13 protein-coding genes are annotated in these 16,927 nt (G+C 70.1%); 10 read left to right on the plus strand and 3 right to left on the minus strand.

Going from position 1 to position 16,927, the window contains the following annotated elements; all coding sequences use genetic code 11:
• Positions 1-190 precede the first annotated feature (190 nt).
• From AAIL17_RS11755 to AAIL17_RS11765, 3 genes are all read left to right on the plus strand, one after another.
• Positions 191-637 carry a PPC domain-containing DNA-binding protein gene (locus AAIL17_RS11755; protein WP_424683032.1) on the plus strand — a complete coding sequence of 149 codons (447 nt, stop codon included), beginning with the start codon at positions 191-193 and terminating at the stop codon, positions 635-637.
• Positions 634-1,014, plus strand: a complete 381-nt coding sequence (locus AAIL17_RS11760; RefSeq protein WP_424683033.1) for a sensory rhodopsin transducer — start codon at positions 634-636, stop codon at positions 1,012-1,014. The genes AAIL17_RS11755 and AAIL17_RS11760 overlap by 4 nt, the downstream gene beginning before the upstream one ends.
• Before the next feature lie 72 nt (positions 1,015-1,086).
• The gene (locus AAIL17_RS11765) at positions 1,087-2,094 is read left to right on the plus strand and encodes an SDR family oxidoreductase (RefSeq protein ID WP_424683034.1); all 1,008 of its coding nucleotides are present in this window, start codon (positions 1,087-1,089) and stop codon (positions 2,092-2,094) included.
• A gap of 176 nt (positions 2,095-2,270) precedes the next feature.
• Here the strand turns inward: AAIL17_RS11765 and grxD are convergent, their stop codons facing one another.
• The 3 genes from grxD to AAIL17_RS11780 all read right to left on the minus strand — a co-directional run bounded on the left by grxD (position 2,271) and on the right by AAIL17_RS11780 (position 5,265).
• Positions 2,271-3,194, minus strand: a complete 924-nt coding sequence (gene grxD / locus AAIL17_RS11770; RefSeq protein ID WP_424683035.1) for a Grx4 family monothiol glutaredoxin — start codon at positions 3,192-3,194, stop codon at positions 2,271-2,273.
• Between the two features lie 74 nt (positions 3,195-3,268).
• Positions 3,269-3,868 (minus strand): SGNH/GDSL hydrolase family protein, encoded by a 600-nt coding sequence (locus AAIL17_RS11775; protein WP_424683036.1) that lies wholly within the window; start codon positions 3,866-3,868, stop codon positions 3,269-3,271.
• 131 nt (positions 3,869-3,999) lie between these two features.
• A complete protein-coding gene (locus tag AAIL17_RS11780; protein ID WP_424683088.1) occupies positions 4,000-5,265 on the minus strand; it encodes an aminotransferase class I/II-fold pyridoxal phosphate-dependent enzyme in 1,266 nt (421 codons plus the stop codon).
• A gap of 99 nt (positions 5,266-5,364) precedes the next feature.
• Here AAIL17_RS11780 and rsgA point away from each other — a divergent pair, with 99 nt between their 5' ends.
• From rsgA to aceE, 7 genes are all read left to right on the plus strand, one after another.
• A complete protein-coding gene (rsgA, locus tag AAIL17_RS11785) occupies positions 5,365-6,417 on the plus strand; it encodes a ribosome small subunit-dependent GTPase A (RefSeq protein WP_424683037.1) in 1,053 nt (350 codons plus the stop codon).
• A gap of 4 nt (positions 6,418-6,421) precedes the next feature.
• Entirely contained in the window at positions 6,422-6,646 is a 225-nt protein-coding gene (locus AAIL17_RS11790) for a hypothetical protein (RefSeq protein ID WP_424683038.1), read from the plus strand.
• Positions 6,647-6,654: 8 nt separating this feature from the next.
• Positions 6,655-7,917 carry a flavohemoglobin expression-modulating QEGLA motif protein gene (locus tag AAIL17_RS11795; RefSeq protein WP_424683089.1) on the plus strand — a complete coding sequence of 421 codons (1,263 nt, stop codon included), beginning with the start codon at positions 6,655-6,657 and terminating at the stop codon, positions 7,915-7,917.
• Between the two features lie 112 nt (positions 7,918-8,029).
• Entirely contained in the window at positions 8,030-10,060 is a 2,031-nt protein-coding gene (locus AAIL17_RS11800; protein ID WP_424683039.1) for an acyltransferase family protein, read from the plus strand.
• Between the two features lie 103 nt (positions 10,061-10,163).
• Complete coding sequence (locus AAIL17_RS11805) at positions 10,164-12,482, plus strand: NADP-dependent malic enzyme (protein ID WP_424683040.1); 2,319 nt, start codon at positions 10,164-10,166, stop codon at positions 12,480-12,482.
• A gap of 338 nt (positions 12,483-12,820) precedes the next feature.
• Positions 12,821-13,804 (plus strand): glycosyltransferase, encoded by a 984-nt coding sequence (locus AAIL17_RS11810; RefSeq protein ID WP_424683041.1) that lies wholly within the window; start codon positions 12,821-12,823, stop codon positions 13,802-13,804.
• Positions 13,805-14,042: 238 nt separating this feature from the next.
• Positions 14,043-16,760 carry a pyruvate dehydrogenase (acetyl-transferring), homodimeric type gene (gene aceE, locus AAIL17_RS11815; RefSeq protein ID WP_424683042.1) on the plus strand — a complete coding sequence of 906 codons (2,718 nt, stop codon included), beginning with the start codon at positions 14,043-14,045 and terminating at the stop codon, positions 16,758-16,760.
• Positions 16,761-16,927 lie beyond the last annotated feature (167 nt).

The raw sequence follows: 16,927 nt of genomic DNA on the forward strand, positions 1-16,927 counted from the left end.
CCCCCATCCGCCCTTCGGGCACCTTCCCCCGTGGAACGGGGGAAGGGTCGACCTTGCGGGAGCGCGCGTTCGTGAGTCTTCCCCCGTTCCACGGGGGAAGGTGCCGACAGGCGGATGGGGGCCGAAGCGCAGCCCCCACGCCCGTCGATCCGGCCTCCGGAAGCGGGCGACAACGCAGGAGCGCCAACCCATGCACTACCAACTGATCCACCAGGGCGAGACCAAGACCTGGGCCGTCGTGCTCGAGACCGGCGACGAAGCCGGCGCCTGCCTGCTCGCATTCGCCAGGGAGCAGCATCTGTCCGCCGCCCACCTCACCGCCATCGGCGCATTCCAGCGCGCAGTGCTCGGCTACTTCGACTGGCAGAGGAAGGACTATCGGCGCATCGCCGTCGACGAGCAGGTCGAGGTCGTTTCGCTGATCGGCGACGTGGCCCTGAAGGGCGACGAGCCCAAGCTGCACATGCACGCGGTGCTGGGCCGGTCCGACGGCCAGGCACTCGGCGGCCACCTGCTCGAAGGCCACGTGCGGCCCACGCTGGAAGTGATCGTCACCGAGTCGCCCGCGCACCTGCACCGCCTCCACGACCCCCAATCCGGGCTCGCCCTGATCCACCTCGACAAGGAGCTGCCATGACCACCCCAGAACCGATCGGCCAGCGCCGCTGGGCCATCGCCGAGGGCTACATCCCGCCGGGCGGCACGCATGCCGACGACCGCCGCTTCGAAAGCCACGAAACGGCCTGCCTGCTCAACACCAATGCGCAGGACGCGCACGTGGCCATCACCATCTATTTCAAGGACCGCGACCCGGCCGGGCCCTACCGCGTCACCGTGCCGGCGCGCCGCACGCTGCACCTGCGCTTCAACGACCTGAGCGATCCCGAGCCGATCCCGCGCGACACCGACTACTCCAGCGTGATCGAATCCGACGTTCCCATCGTCGTGCAGCACACGCGGCTGGACTCCCGCCAGGCGGCGCTCGCGGTGCTTTCCACCATCGCCTACAGCTAGGTCCGCTGTGCATGCGCGACTGCGAGACGGCCGCGCGCCACGGTTCCTGCACCGACGCCCGAGGACATCCGCATGAGCAGGCCCGAAGTCGTGGTCGTCACCGGCGCTTCCGCCGGCGTCGGCCGTGCCACCGCCCATCGCTTCGCGCGCGACGGTGCGCGCGTCGCGCTCATCGCGCGCAGCAGCGACGGCCTGGACATGGCTGCCGCCGAGGTACGCAGGCTGGGCGGCGAAGCGCTGCCGATTCCGTTGGACGTGTCCGACGCCGACGCGGTCGAGGCGGCCGCCGAACGCATCGAACGGGAGCTCGGCCCGATCGACATCTGGATCAACGACGCCATGGCGACGATTTTTGCGCCCGTCCACGAAATAAGCCCGGCCGAGTTCCGCCGCGCCACCGAGGTCACCTACCTGGGCACCGTGTACGGCACCATGGCGGCGCTCAAGCGCATGCGCGAGCGCAACCGCGGCACCATCGTGCAGGTCGGCTCCGCGCTGGCCTACCGGGCGATCCCCCTGCAGGCGCCGTACTGCGGGGCGAAGTTCGCCATCCGCGGCTTCACCGACGCGCTGCGCGTGGAGCTGATGCACGAGGGGATCGACGTCCACATCACCATGGTGCAGCTATCGGCCTTCAACACGCCGCAGTTCCAGTGGGGCCGCACCAGGCTGCCGCGCCGGCCGCAGCCGGTGCCGCCGATCTTCCAGCCGGAGGTGGCGGCGCAGGGCATCCACTGGGCCGCGCACCATCGCCGGCGCGAGCTCAACGTGGGCTTCCCGGCGGTCAAGGCGATCCTCGGCAACAAGCTGTTCCCGAAGCTGGCCGACCGGCGCCTGGTCAGGCTCGGCTACGCCGGCCAGATGGGCAAGTTGCCGGTACCGGAGGACCGGCCGGACAACCTGTTCGAGGCGGTGCCCGAGGATTACGGCACGCACGGACGCTTCGACGCGCGCTCGAAGGCGTACAGCCTGCAGCTGTGGGTGACCACGCACCGCGGCCTGGTCGCGGCGGGTGCGCTGGTGGTCGGGGCCTTGCTATGGGCGGGCGCGCGTGGCCTGCGGGTGGGGTCGCGGCGCTAGGGTGGTCGCGCGGAAGCGGCGGCACGCGCTCCAGTCGCCCCCATCCGCCTGTCGGCACCTTCCCCGGCGGAGCGGGGAAGGCTCACGGACGCGCGCTCCCGCAAGTCGACCCTTCCCCCGCGCCGCGGGGGAAGGTGCCCGAAGGGCGGATGGGGGCGCCTTTGGCGAGGAGCCGCTCAGTAACGCGGCACGGTCGGATCGATCTCGCGCGACCACGCGTCCATGCCGCCCTCGACGTTGAACACGTTCGTGAAACCGTGCGCCGCGAAGCGTTCGGCCACGCCGCGGCTGGAGTTGCCGTGGTGGCAGATGAAGGCGATCGCGGTGTCCTTGGGCAACGCGGCGAGCGCGTCGTAGCCCTCGTCCTCCAGCACGCGCGCCAGCGCCAGCGGCGCCGCCTGGGCACGGCCGGCGGCCGGGCGCACGTCGACCAGCAGCACGCTGCCGTCGGCCAGGCGTGTCTTGAGCTCCTGCACGCTCATCGACTTGATCTCCTGCGCGCCGGGGAACTTCAGGCTCAGGCCCTCGCCCTGCACGGTGGACACCCAGTCGATCACGATGCCCTTGGCGCGCTGCGCGCTGCCCGGATCGAAGTGCACCTCGATGCCGTTGGCGCTGACCACGATGTCGTGGTCGCCCGCCGGCGCGAGCTGGAAGCCGGCGCTGTGGTCGGGGCCGATCTCCAGGTGCAGCGCCAGCCCCTGCGCGTTGGCGATGCCGTTGCGGATGGCTTCGGCGGCCTTGTCGGTAATCGTGATCTCCGGCGGCGTGCGGTCCGGCGCCGCGGCGCCGAACAGCGCGTGCAGCTCGCCGCTGGCGTACATCTGCCGGATGATGTCGGCGCCGCCGACCAGCTCGCCCTCGACGTACAACTGCGGAATCGTCGGCCAGTCGCCGAACACCTTGATGCCCTCGCGGATCTCCGGGTCCTCCAGCACGTTGACCGTGTGGTAGTCGGGCAAAAGCTCGTTGAGCGTGTTCGTTGCCGCGGCGGAGAAGCCGCACATCGGCTGGCGTCGGTCGCCCTTCATGAACAGCACCACGCGGTGGTCCTTGAGCAGGGTTTCGATGCGTTCGCGGGTGGCAGGGTCGAGGGACATGGGAGAGCTCCGGCAAAGAGGGCCAATGATACGCCCGCAGGTGGGGCCGGATGCGGCCGATCCCAACCGGCGCGCTATTTCACCGCAGCGGCGGCGGCCGGCTCGATCGCCTCGGTCCACAGCGTGTACTGGGCGGCGGACGGATGCAGGCCATCGTCGGCGACCAGTTCCGGATGGCGGCGCGAGATCGGCGTGATGTCCACCCAGCGCGCGCCGGCGCGCGCGGCCTCGTCACGCGCGATGGCGTTGTAGGTGTCCAGTGCATGGGCGATCTGCGCCGGATCGCGGCCCTGCTCGCGCGCGAAGCGGGTGACGCCCCAGTCGGGTATCGAAACCACCACCACGCGCGAAGCGCGGTCGCCGGCCAGGCCGATGGCGCGCTGGAGCAGCCCGGTGAATTCGTGGCGATACTCGTCCGCGCCGCGGCCGCGGTACTGGTTGTTGACGCCGATCAGCAGGGTGACCAGGTCGTAGCGCGGGGAGAAGCTCGCCGCATCCATGGCGGCGGAGAGCTCGTCGGTGGTCCAGCCGGTGGTGGCGACGATCTGCGGTTCGTCGATCGCCACGCCGCGCGCGCGCAACCGTTCGGCCAGTTGCGCCGGCCAGCGCCCGGCGGCGGGCACGGCTTCGCCGATGGTGTAGGAATCGCCGAGCGCGAGGTAATGCAGGGGCATGGCGGGCTCCGGGTGGGATTCTTCGACGGCGGCGCGATGCCTCTACGCCGGAGCCGAACCGAATGTCTGTGGCAGCGGGAAAAACCACCTGCCGGCCTGCATGCCGATGTCGCCGCGAGCGGAGACCGGCATCAGGCGACGGCCGACTCGCGCGCCTGCTCCTGCGCCATCCGCTCGAGCACCCGCTCCATCCGCACGAACACCTCGGCGAGCTGCGCCGGCGGCGGCAGCAGGGTCAGGCGCAGGTGCCGGCTGGCCGGTACGTTGAAGCTGGAGCCGGGCACCACCAGCACCGCCTCCTCCTCGAGCAGGCGCAGGGCGAAGGTGTTGTCGTCGAACTGCGGCAGGCGCTCGGCGCGTACCTGCGGGAAGGCGTACAGCGCGCCGGCCGGGGCGACCAGGTCGAGATAGGCGCTCGCCGCCACGCCGTCCAGCACCGCGCGCCGTGCCTCGTGCAGGCGCCCGCCCGGTGCGGTGAGCGCGGCGATGGTGGCGCGGCCGGTCAGCGCCGGCTCCACTGCCCACTGCGCGGTGACGTTGGCGCACAGGCGCAGGGCCGCCAGCAGCTGCAGGGCGTCGCGGTAGGCTCCGGTGCGCGCCGGATCGCCGGACAGGCTCAGCCAGCCGACGCGGTAGCCGCAGGCGCGGTGCACCTTGGACAGCCCGCCGAAGCTCAGGCACGGATGCTCGCCGGCCACCTCGGCCAGCGGCTGGAACGGCACATCGTCGTAGAGGATCTCGTCATAGATCTCGTCGGTGAGCAGCAGCAGGCCGTGCCGCTGCGCCACCGCCACCAGCCGTTCGAGCAGCGCGCGCGGGTATACCGCGCCGGTGGGGTTGTTCGGGTTGATCAGCACCAGCGCACGCGTGCGCGGCGTGACGAGCGCCTCGATCTCGTCCGGATCGGGCAGGTGCGCGTCCTGCGCCAGGCAGCGGTAGTAGCGCGGACGGCCGCCGTTCAAGATCGTCGCGGCGCTCCACAGCGGATAGTCGGGGCTGGGCAGCAGCACCTCGTCGCCCGGCTGCAGCAGCGCGCGCAGCGACAGGTCGATCAGCTCGCTGACGCCGTTGCCGACGAAGATGCGCTCGACCGAAACGCCGCGCGCGCCCCGCGCGCGCTGTTGCGCGGCGATCGCTTCGCGGGCTTCCTCCAAACCCTGCTCGTGGCCGTAGCCTTCGCTGTCGGCCAGGTGCGCGGCGATCGCCTGGCGCAGGTGCGCCGGCGTCTCGAAGCCGTAGCGCGCCGGGTTGCCGATGTTGAGCTTGACGATGGCGTGGCCGGCCGCCTCCAGCTCGCGGGCGCGCCGGGTCAGCGCGCCGCGGATCTCGTAGCGGACATCGCCCAGGTGGGGACTCGGGGTGATCGACGCGGAAAGGGACGGAACCGGCACGGGCATCCTCATCAAGAGCCTGCGTAAAGCCGCCGATGCTAGCAGCAAGGCCGCCCGCGTGAGGCCCGCGCGGGCGCCACCGGGGCAGGGCATAATCGGGCACTTATGAGCGATGCCGCGACGATCGAACGCCTGCGCCACATCGGCTGGAGAGGCGAGCTGCCGCCCGGTGGCCGCCGCATCGCGCGCGTGGTCGCGCAGCACCGTGCCGGCTACGAGCTGCACGACGGCCAGGGCGTGTTCGGCGCGCAGCCGGCCGGACATTTCCTCAAGCGTGCGCTGGATCCGGCCGAACGGCCGGCGGTGGGCGACTTCGTCGAGGTGGAGGACGGCCGCCCGCCGCACATCGTCGCCGTGCTGCCGCGACGCAGCGTGCTCTCGCGCGCCGCCGCGGGCGAACGCTACGAGCGCCAGCTGATCGCCACGAACATCGATTACGTCCTCGTCCTTACCGGGCTGGACAACGACTTCAATCCGGCGCGCATCGAGCGCTACCTCTCGCTGATCGAGGACTCCGGCGCGCAGCCGGTCGTGCTGCTGAGCAAGCTCGACCTGCACGAGGATGCCGACGCGCGCCGCGCCGCGCTGCGCGAACGCCTGCCCGAGGCCACCCCGATCCATGCCATCAACGGCAAGGATCCGGCCAGCGCCGCACTGCTGGCACGCTACCTCGGCCCGGGCGACAGCGCGGTGCTGGTCGGTTCCTCCGGCGCCGGCAAGTCGACCCTGACCAACACGCTGCTCGGCAGCGAACGCATGGCCACCGGCGAAGTGCGTGCGCACGACAGCCGCGGCCGCCACACCACCACCCATCGCGCGCTGCTGATGCTGCCCTCGGGCGGCTGCCTGATCGACACGCCGGGCATGCGCGAGCTCAAGCTCACCGGCGAGGAAAACCTCGACCTGTTCGCGGACATCGAGGCGCTGGCCGAAACCTGCCGCTTCGCCGACTGCGGCCACGGCAGCGAGCCGGGCTGCGCGGTGCAGTCGGCGCTGGATTCGGGCGAGCTGGCGGCCGAGCGCTGGCGCAGCTACCTGAAGCTGCGCGACGAACGCGAGGAGCAGGCGGCCACGCTGGAAGCGCGCCTGCGCCGCCAGCGCGGCGGCCGGCCGGCGGAACGGCCGCACGGGCATCGCGGGCGGCGCGAACGGGAGTGAACCCATGGCAAGCGGGAGGCCGGAGATGGAGCGACACGCGCTGACGAAGGACCGGCCTGGCGCCTGGTACGGCGCCGCCTTCCTGCTGGCCGGGCTGCTGGCGGCCATCGGCGCCTGGCGGGTGATCCGGCACCACGACGGGTTCCTGCTGCTGGGCCTGCCGTTGGCGGTGCTGGTGGTCTTCGGTGCCCTGCGGGCCCGGCGCCCGAGTGGCGGAGCGGACACGTGAACGAGGCGATGGCGCCGGAGTGCAGGCACTACGCCGCGCTCGACCGGCGCCTGCTGGCTGCCACGCGCGCCATCAACATCCTGCCCACGGTCGCCTGGCCGGCCTCGCTGGAGCAGCGCATGATCGCGGCCTACGAACGCGGCGACTACGCGCTGCCGGAAGTGAGCTACGTGCGCCCGGAGCTCTCCCAGGTGCGCAGCGAACTGGTGGCGATCGAGCGCGAGGCCGAGACCCTGCTGGCCGGCGATCCGATCGGCGATTACCTGTGCCGCACCGCCGCCTCCTGGCGCGTTGCCACCGAAATGCTGGAAGCGGTCGGCAGCGCCGGCGTCACCGCGCCCTCGATCGCGCTGTACGGCCGGCCCGGCGACGCGATACCGGGCAGCCAGAACAGCAACCTGGATGCCGCGCGCTATTTCGTCGAGCTGTCCGACGAGCTGGGCGCCGACCTGCTCGCCGACGACGTCACCACCGACATCCCGGCCGAGGCGTTGCGCGCCGACCTGGTGCGCACGCTGGACGACTTCTTCGGCCCCGGCCGGATCGCGGTGCTGGTGGACCCGGAACTGACCGCCAAGGCCGCCGCCGGCGCCACCCGCATCCGACTGCGCGGCGGCGCCTGCTTCAGCGAGTACGACCGCCACCAGTTGCTGGCGCACGAGGCCTTCGTGCATTCGCTGACCGCGCTGAACGGCCGCGAGCAGCCGTGGCTGGCCTCGCTGGCGCGCACCTCGCCGCGCGTCACCGCCACGCAGGAAGGGCTGGCGGTATTCGCCGAGCTGATGTCCGGTGCCATCGACATCGCGCGCCTGAAGCGCATCAGCCTGCGCATCCTGGCCATCGACATGGCGCTCAACGGCGCCGACTTCGTCGAGGTCTACAAGTACTTCCGCCATTGCGGCCAGGGCGCGGCCGACAGTTTCCACTCGGCGCAGCGGGTCTTCCGCGGCGTGCCGGTGACCGGCGGCGCGGCGTTTGCGAAGGACAATGTCTACCTGTCCGGCCTGCTCACCGTGCACACCTTCTTCCGCTGGGCGTTCAAGCAGCAGCGCATGGATCTGCTGCGCTACCTGTTCGCCGGCAAGCTGGCACTGCACGACGTGATCGCGCTGCAACCGCACTTCGCGACCGGCACGCTCAAGCCGCCGCGCTGGCTGCCGCCGTGGATGCAGCACGTGCATGGCCTGGCGGGAAAACTGGCGTTCTCGCTGTTCGTCAACGGCATCCACATGGGCCAGGTGCAGGCCGACGAATTGTCGTTGCGTCTCTGAGCCAGGCCCGCGATTGCGGCGGAATGGTCGGTGCCGCTTTCACCGCGACACGACAACCGGCCCGCTACATCACCCGCTTCGCCCGTCACCGCCCGAGCGAGCGTAGCGAGGGATGATTCCAAAATACCGAGCCGACATCGACGGCCTGCGAGCGGTGGCTGTCCTCTCAGTGCTGCTCTACCACGCGGGAAGCGGATTCTTCAGCGGCGGCTATGTCGGCGTCGACATCTTCTTCGTGATCTCCGGCTACCTGATCACGACCATCATCGTGCGCGAGGTCGAGGCTGGCGGGTTTTCCATCGCCAGCTTCTACGAGCGGCGTGCGCGAAGGATCCTGCCGGCGCTCGCGGTGGTCGTGCTCGCCACCCTGGTGGCCGGTGCCTTCCTGCTGACGCCGCATGACCTCGAGGAGCTGGGCGGCAGCGCCGTGGCGACCGCGCTGTTCTCGTCGAACGTGCTGTTCTACCTGACGTCGGGCTATTTCGATGGTCCGGCCGAGACCAAGCCGCTGCTGCATACCTGGTCGCTGGCGGTGGAGGAGCAGTACTACATCTTCTTCCCGCTGCTGGTGTTGCTGATCGCGCGCTTCGGCGCGCGCCGTTACCTGCGCTGGCTGCTTGGCCTGGGCCTGCTTTCCTTCCTCGCGTGCGCGTTGGTCACTCGCATAGACGCCTCGGCGGCGTTCTATCTGATTCCGACGCGCGCCTGGGAGCTGTTCATCGGCAGCGTGCTGTCGCTCAAGGTGGTGCCCGAGCCGACCACCCGCCGTACGCGGGAAGCCGTCGCGGCGCTCGGCGCTGCTCTGATCGCCTGGGCGATATGCCTGTATACGCCGGACACGGACTTCCCTGGCGTGGCCGCGGCCGTGCCGACGTTGGGCGCGGCCCTGATCATCCATGCCGGCACCGGCGGCACGCCGACCGTTTCGCGGCTCCTCAGCCTGCGGCCGGTGGTCTTCATCGGCCTGGTGTCCTATTCGCTGTACCTGTGGCACTGGCCGGTGATCGTGTTCGTCCGGCTCTACCTGGTCAGGGCGCCGGACGCCGCTGGGCAGGCGTTGATGATCGCGGCCAGTTTCGCCCTGGCGGTATTGTCGTGGAGATACGTCGAGGCGCCGTTCCGCACCAAGAAGTTGTTCGCGCGCACCACGCCGATGCTGGGTGCGGCAGCCAGTACGCTTGCGATCCTGCTGTGCACCGGGCTCGCCTTGTGGATGAGCCGCGGGCTGCCGCAGCGGCCCTTCGCCAGCGCCGTGACCGACGTCGATCCGTCCTGGGACCACTGGGGCGAGTGCGAAGATGGCCGCGACAGCCGCGCCGGCCTGCATGGTCTCTGCGACCTGGGCGTTTCCCGCGGTGCGGCCAGCTTCATGCTGTGGGGGGACTCGCACGCCCGCGCGCTTGCCGCCGGCGTCAACCAGAGCGCCGCCAGGCATGGCCTGCGCGGCAAGTTCATCGCGCGTTCCGCCTGCCCGCCGCTGCTGGGCGTCGACCGGGCCGGGCGCACCTCGTGCAATGCCTTCAACCAGGCGGTGCTGCGGATGCTGTCGCAGGCGCCGCAGATCAGGACCGTGCTGCTCACCGCGCGCTGGACGCTGTCGGCCGACGGAACGCGGTACACCAACGAGTCGGGGCATGCGGTGCGACTGGTGGACCTGAAGGCCAAGGGCGACGGGCATCGTTGCAATGCCGCCATCTTCGAGACCGGTCTGCGGCGCACGATCAGCCAGTTGCAACGGCTGGGCAAGCAGGTCGTGCTGGTCCGCACGATCCCCGAGATCGGCTACGACGTGCCGGCGGCCTACATGGTCGCGCGGCTCACCGGCCGCGACACCAATGCGCTGGTGTCGCCGACCCTCGGCGCCTATCGCGACCGCACCCGCGAGGTGACCGTGATCTTCGATCGCCTGTCGCGGCACGGGCGGGTCGCCTTCGTGGACCCGTCGCGCTACCTGTGCGGCACGCACTGCCTGGTCGTGCGCTCCGGCCACCCCATGTACCGCGACGATGACCATCTCTCCACTTTCGGCTCCGACTACCTCTCGCCGGCGTTCGACGGGGTGTTCGCGAAGCTGTCGCTGGCACTGGCCCGAACGCCGGCAAGCGGCGGCGGCATGGCCACCAAACAGGCGGTGCCGCCCTAGCCCGGGGCGGCTCGCGGCGTGCCGCGTGGGGCCCGGTCGCGGGTTTACCCGCCCGGCTGCGCTACCATGTAAGGCCGCTTCCGCTCGTACAAAGCCGCCACCCATGGCCCATCCCGACGACCTGCGCCACGCCGCGCTCGAATACCACCGCTGCCCCCGGCCCGGAAAGATCAAGGTCACCGCGACCAAGGCGATGGTGACCCAGCGCGACCTGGCGCTGGCGTATTCGCCGGGCGTGGCCTATGCCTGCGAGGCGATCGTCGAGAACCCGCACGCCGCCAGCGAGATGACCGCGCGCGGCAACCTGGTGGCGGTGATCACCAACGGCACCGCGGTGCTGGGCCTGGGCGACATCGGCCCGCTCGCCGGCAAGCCGGTGATGGAAGGCAAGGGCGTGCTGTTCCAGAAGTTCGCCGGCATCGACGTGTTCGACATCGAGTTGAACGAACGCGACCCGGACAAACTGGTCGACATCATCGCGGCGATGGAGCCGACCTTCGGCGGCATCAACCTGGAGGACATCAAGGCGCCGGAGTGCTTCATCGTCGAGCGCAAGCTGCGCGAGCGGATGAACATCCCGGTCTTCCACGACGACCAGCACGGCACCGCGATCATCGTCGGCGCCGCCGTGCTCAATGCGCTGGAAGTGGTCGGCAAGCAGATCGGCGACATCCGGCTGGCCACCACCGGTGCCGGCGCGGCCGGCATCGCCTGCCTGGACATGCTGGTGGCGCTCGGCGTGAAGCCGGAGAACATCCTGGCGTTCGACCGCGAGGGCGTGATCCACAGCGGCCGCCAGGGCCTGGACCCTGACAAGGCGCGCTACGCGCGCGACACCGACAAGCGCACGCTGGCCGACATCGTGGCCGGCGCCGACGTGTTCCTGGGCCTCTCCGCCGGCGGCATCCTCAAGGCCGAGATGGTCGCGACCATGGCCGAGCGGCCGATCATCCTGGCGCTGGCCAATCCCAACCCGGAGATCCTGCCGGAGGACGCAAGGCGCGTGCGGCCCGACTGCATCGTCGCCACCGGCCGTTCGGACTATCCGAACCAGGTCAACAACGCGCTGTGCTTCCCGTACATCTTCCGCGGCGCGCTGGACGTGGGCGCCACCGGCATCAACGAGGCGATGAAACTCGCCTGCGTGCGCGCGATCGCGGAACTGGCGCGCATGGAAGCCTCCGACCTCGCCGGCGCCTACGGCGGCGAGGTGCCGTCGTTCGGCGCCGAGTACCTGATCCCGCGCCCGTTCGACCCGCGCCTGCTGGTGATGCTGGCGCCGGCGGTGGCGCAGGCGGCGATGGATTCGGGCGTGGCCGCCCGACCCATCGCGGACATGGACGCCTACCGCGAGAAGCTCGGCCAGTTCATCTACCGCACCAGCCTGCTGATGAAGCCGGTGTACGAGCGCGCCCGCTCGGACGTCAAGCGCGTGGTCTACGCCGAGGGCGAGGAAGAGACCGTGCTGCGCGCGGTGCAGACGGTGATCGACGAGAAGCTCGCCTTCCCGATCCTGATCGGCCGGCCGGAGGTGATCGCCCAACGCATCGAGCGCCTCGGCCTGCGCATGCGCGAGGGCGTGGATTTCGAGCTCACCAACATCAACGACGATCCGCGCTTCAACGACTACTGGCAGCAGTACCACACGCTGACCGAGCGCCGCGGCGTCACCCCGGCGGCGGCCAAGAACCTCTTGCGCTCGCGGCCCACGCTGATCGCCGCGCTGATGGTCGAGCGCGGCGAAGCCGACGCGATGATCTGCGGCCTGGTCGGGCGCTACCACAAGAAGCTCGGCTACCTGCGCAGCGTGTTCGGGCTGGATCCGGGCGTGCAGTGCACCTCGGCGATGACCGGCGTGATCAACGACTTGGGCGCCTGGTTCTTCGTCGATACCCACGTGCAGGTCGATCCCACCGCCGAGCAGATCGCCGAGGCCACCCTGCAGGCGAGCTACCGCCTGAAGCTGTTCGGCATCGAGCCGAAGGTCGCGCTGCTCTCGCATTCGAACTTTGGCAGCCACGACAACGCCAGCGCGGCGAAGATGCGCAAGGCCTACCAGCTGATCCGCGAACGCGCACCGCGGCTGGAAGTGGACGGCGAGATGCAGGCCGACACCGCCTGGGACGCCGCGCTGCGCCAGCGCATCTTTCCCAACAGCACGCTTGCCGGGCGCGCCAACCTGTTCGTGCTGCCCAACCTGGACGCGGCCAACATCGTCTACAACATGGTCAAGGTGATGACCGGCGGCGTGGCGATCGGCCCGATCCTGATGGGCGTGGACAAGAGCGCGCACATCCTCACCCCGGCCTCCACCGTGCGCCGCACGGTCAACATGACCGCGATCGCGGCAGTGGACGCGCAGTTGCGCGGCAGCGGCCGCACCACCGGCGCCGAAGCCTGGCGGAGCATGCGCCAGGGGTAGGCCGGCGCCGCGGGCGGACATCAGCGTCTTTTTTGGCTCTGGCGTTCGCGCAGCGCCCGTGCAGCATGGATCCGAGCATCCCCGCCCGGTAGGGCGTATGCTCCGCGTCGCGCGCCCGGCTTGCGGGGCGGACGCGGGGCGTCCACCCGGAGGATGAAGAGGCCTGGACGAACGCGGATGTTGTCGATCCGTAGCACATGACAAGCACCTGCGGGCGGCACGGACCCGGCAGGCGCACAGGCGCAGGCGGCGCTGCCGCCGTTGGCGATCCGGCAATGGGAAGGCAGGTAAGCGGCCACGGAGCGGCGTCGGGAACGCATCGTTGGGTCGGGTGAACCATGTCTGATACCGCACTGTCCGTCAGCATCCTGCTGCTCTGCTACCGGGATGCGCCCTACATCCGTGCTGCGCTGGAGTCGGCGCTGGCGCAGACGGTGCCGTGCGAGATCATCGTCTCCAACGACTGTTCCGACGACGGCACCTTCGAGTTGGCGCAGGAGATGGTGGCCAACTACCGCGGCCCGCACCGCGTCAGCGTGCGCCGCAACGAGCGCAACCTGGGCGTGGCGGCGCACGTCAACGCCACCGTGCCGCTGACCACCGGCAATATCGTCGTGATGATGGCGGGCGACGACATCTCCTACCCGCACCGCGTGGCGACCATCCTCGAGGCGTTCCGCAGCCGGCCACGCGCGACCGTGCTCGGCAGCGACTTCGACGGCATCGACGAGGACGGCCATGCCCGCGAGGTCTCGTTCCGCCCGCGCCCCGAGGTGTTCGGGCTGGACTACTACATAAGCATCGGCCGCCTGATCGGGCTGCTGGGCGCCACCCTGGCGTTCCGCCGCGAGGTGTTCGAGCGCTTCGGGCCCCTGCTCGGGCCGATCGAGGACAACGCGTTGAGCCTGCGCGGTGCGCTGCTCGGCGAATGCCTCAACCTGCGCCAGCCGCTGATCCAGTACCGCCAGCATGCCGAGAGCGTCAGCGCCGGCGTGTTCGCGCGCCACGAGCCGCCGAAGCTGCGCATGCAGCGCCGCTACGAACGCACCATCCGCTTCTATCGCGGCACCGCCGACGACCTGGAACACTGCCTGGCGCGGCTGCCGGAACTGTCGCCGCGCCGGCGCGCGCTGGCGCGCGACGTGGTGGCGATGTACCGGATCGAGGCGGACGCGCGCGAGGCGCTGCTGCACAAGGCCCGCCACCACTGGCTCAAACCGATCGGCCGCGGCCTGCTGCACCTGGGCCTGCGCCGCAAGAGCGCCGAGCGCGCGCTCAAGCTGTTCGTGCCGCGGCGCTGGTTCGGGCTCTACGGCCGCTAGGCCCGGGGCGTCGCGCGCCGCGGCTTGCCCCAGCGGGCCGACGACAGCTCACGCCACGCGGCAGGCCGCTCGATCGATCCCTCTTCCGGTGTCCAGGGCCATCCGCGGCGTGCGCGGCGGAGCTCCGGCCATGCCTGTCGCGGCTGCCGTATGGCGACCCCACCCGCGGCGGGGCTAGAATCGGGAGTCCCCACACGTCGAATAGAAAGGCGCCGATGGCGCGCCGCGGAGAAGCTTCATGGATCAGCTCGATGACGTCCTGAATCAGGATCTCGACCCCACCGAAACCCGCGAATGGGTCGAATCGCTCAACGCGGTCATCCAGCACGACGGCACCGAGCGCGCGCATTACCTGCTCGAGCGCATGGTCGATTCCACCCGCCGTTCCGGCGGCTACCTGCCGTTCGACCCGACCACCGAGTACGTCAACACCATCGCCCCCGCCAACGAGGCCAAGAGCCCGGGCGACGCGGCGATGGAGTGGCGCATCCGCTCGCTGATCCGCTGGAACGCGATGGCGATGGTGGTGCGCGCCAACCGCAAGCCGGGCGAGCTGGGCGGGCACATCGCGAGTTTCGCCTCGTCGGCCACGCTCTACGACGTGGGCTTCAACCATTTCTGGCGCGCGCCCTCGGCCGAGCACCCGGGCGACCTGGTGTTCCATCAGGGCCACTCCAGCCCGGGCATCTACGCCCGCTCGTTCCTCGAAGGGCGCCTGGCCGAAGACCAGCTCGACCTGTTCCGCATGGAAGTGGTCGGCAAGGGCCGCGCGCTGTCCTCCTACCCGCACCCGTGGCTGATGCCCGACTACTGGCAGGTACCGACGGTGTCGATGGGCTTAGGTCCCATCCAGGCGATCTACCAGGCGCAGTTCTGGAAGTACCTCGAGCACCGCGGGCTGATCCCCAAGACCGACCGCAAGATCTGGTGCTTCATGGGCGACGGCGAGTGCGACGAGCCCGAGTCGCTGGGCGCCATCTCGCTGGCCGGCCGCGAAGGTCTGGACAACCTGGTGTTCGTGATCAACTGCAACCTGCAGCGCCTGGACGGCCCGGTGCGCGGCAACGGCAAGATCATCCAGGAGCTGGAGGGCGTCTTCCGCGGCGCCGGCTGGAACGCGATCAAGCTGATCTGGGGTTCCTACTGGGATCCGCTCCTGGCGCGCGACAACGACGGCGTGCTGCGCAAGCTGATGATGGAAACGCTCGACGGCGAGTACCAGGCCTGCAAGGCCTTCGGCGGCGCCTACACGCGCGAGCATTTCTTCGGCAAGTACCCGCAGACGCGCGAGATGGTCGCCAACCTGTCCGACGACGACATCTGGCGCCTCAACCGCGGCGGCCATGACCCGCACAAGGTCTACGCGGCCTACCACGCGGCGGTGAACACCAAGGGCATGCCCACGGTGATCCTGGCCAAGACGGTCAAGGGCTACGGCATGGGCCTGGGTTCGGGCGAATCGCAGAACCCGACCCACCAGCAGAAGAAGCTCGATACCGACTCGATCCGCGCCTTCCGCGACCGCTTCAACATCCCGGTGGCGGACGACAAGCTGGACGAGGTGCCGTACTTCCATCCGGGCAAGGACTCGCCGGAAGTCGAGTACATGCTCGAGCGCCGCCGCGCGCTGGGCGGCTTCCTGCCGCAGCGCCGGCGCAAGACCGACGTGCAGTTGAAGGCGCCGGATCTGTCGGCCTTCGCGCAGATCACCGCCGGTACCGGCGAGCGCGAGATCTCCACCACCATGGCGCTGGTGCGCGGCATGAACCTGTTGCTGCGCGACAAGGCGATCGGCCCGCGCGTGGTGCCGATCGTGGCCGACGAGGCGCGCACCTTCGGCATGGAAGGCATGTTCCGCCAGATCGGCATCTACGCGCCGTTCGGCCAGAAGTACCGGCCGCAGGATGCCGACCAGCTGCTGTATTACCGCGAGGACCAGAAGGGCCAGGTGCTGCAGCAGGGCATCAGCGAGGCCGGCGGCATGGCCTCGTGGATGGCCGCGGCCAGCAGCTACTCGATCAGCAACCAGCCGATGCTGCCGTTCTTCATCTACTACTCGATGTTCGGCTTCCAGCGCATCGGCGACCTGGCCTGGGCCGCCGGCGACATGCGCGCGCGCGGCTTCCTGATCGGCGGCACCTCCGGCCGCACCACGCTCAACGGCGAAGGCCTGCAGCACGAGGACGGCCAGTCGCACCTGCTCTCCGGCGCGATCCCGAACGTGAAGTCGTACGACCCGACCTTCTCCTACGAGATCGCGGTCATCCTGCAGGACGGCACCCGCCGCATGCTGCAGGAGCAGGAGGACGTGTACTACTACATCACCGTGATGAACGAGAACTACGAGCACCCGGAGCTGCCGAAGGGATGCGAGGAAGGCGTCATCAAGGGCATGTACCTGTTCCGCGACTCCGGCGTCGGCCAGGGCAACGGCAAGGGCAAGAAGGCCAAGGCCCCGTGCGTGCAACTGCTCGGCTCCGGCACCATCCTGCGCGAGGTGATCGCGGCGGCCGAGCTGCTGGAGAAGGACTTCGGCGTCGCCGCCGACATCTGGTCGTGCCCGAGCTTCTCGGAACTGCGTCGGGATGGCTTCGACGCCGAACGCTGGAACCGCCTGCATCCGGAAGCCGAACAGCGCCTGCCGTACGTGACGCAGCTGCTGCAGGGCCGCTCCGGCCCGGCGATCGCGGCGACCGACTACGTGCGCGAGTACGCCGACCAGATCCGCGCCTTCATGCCCGACGGCATGCGTTACGCGGTGCTGGGCACCGACGGCTACGGCCGCTCGGACACCCGCGCGCACCTGCGCGACTTCTTCGAGGTCGACCGCTACTGGATCGCTCACGCCGCGCTCGCCTCGCTGGCGAAGGACGGCCTGGTCAACGCCAAGGACGTGGCGCGCGCGATCAAGGAGTACAAGCTCGATCCGGCCAAGCCCAACCCGCTGACGGTCTGACCGCCTCGAACAGCTCCCTCTCCCCTGCGGGGAGAGGGTTGGGGTGAGGGGCCGGGGCTCGCGGAGGCGTCCCGCAAGAGCGACGGACAACGCGATGTCTCAACGCCAGCAGAACGTTGGAAGAAGCCGCTGCTCGCCCTGAGCGTAGCGCAGCGGAACCGAAGGGG

The organism is Frateuria sp. YIM B11624 (genome assembly GCF_049727805.1).
In the GTDB taxonomy this organism is placed as follows: domain Bacteria; phylum Pseudomonadota; class Gammaproteobacteria; order Xanthomonadales; family Rhodanobacteraceae; genus Frateuria_A.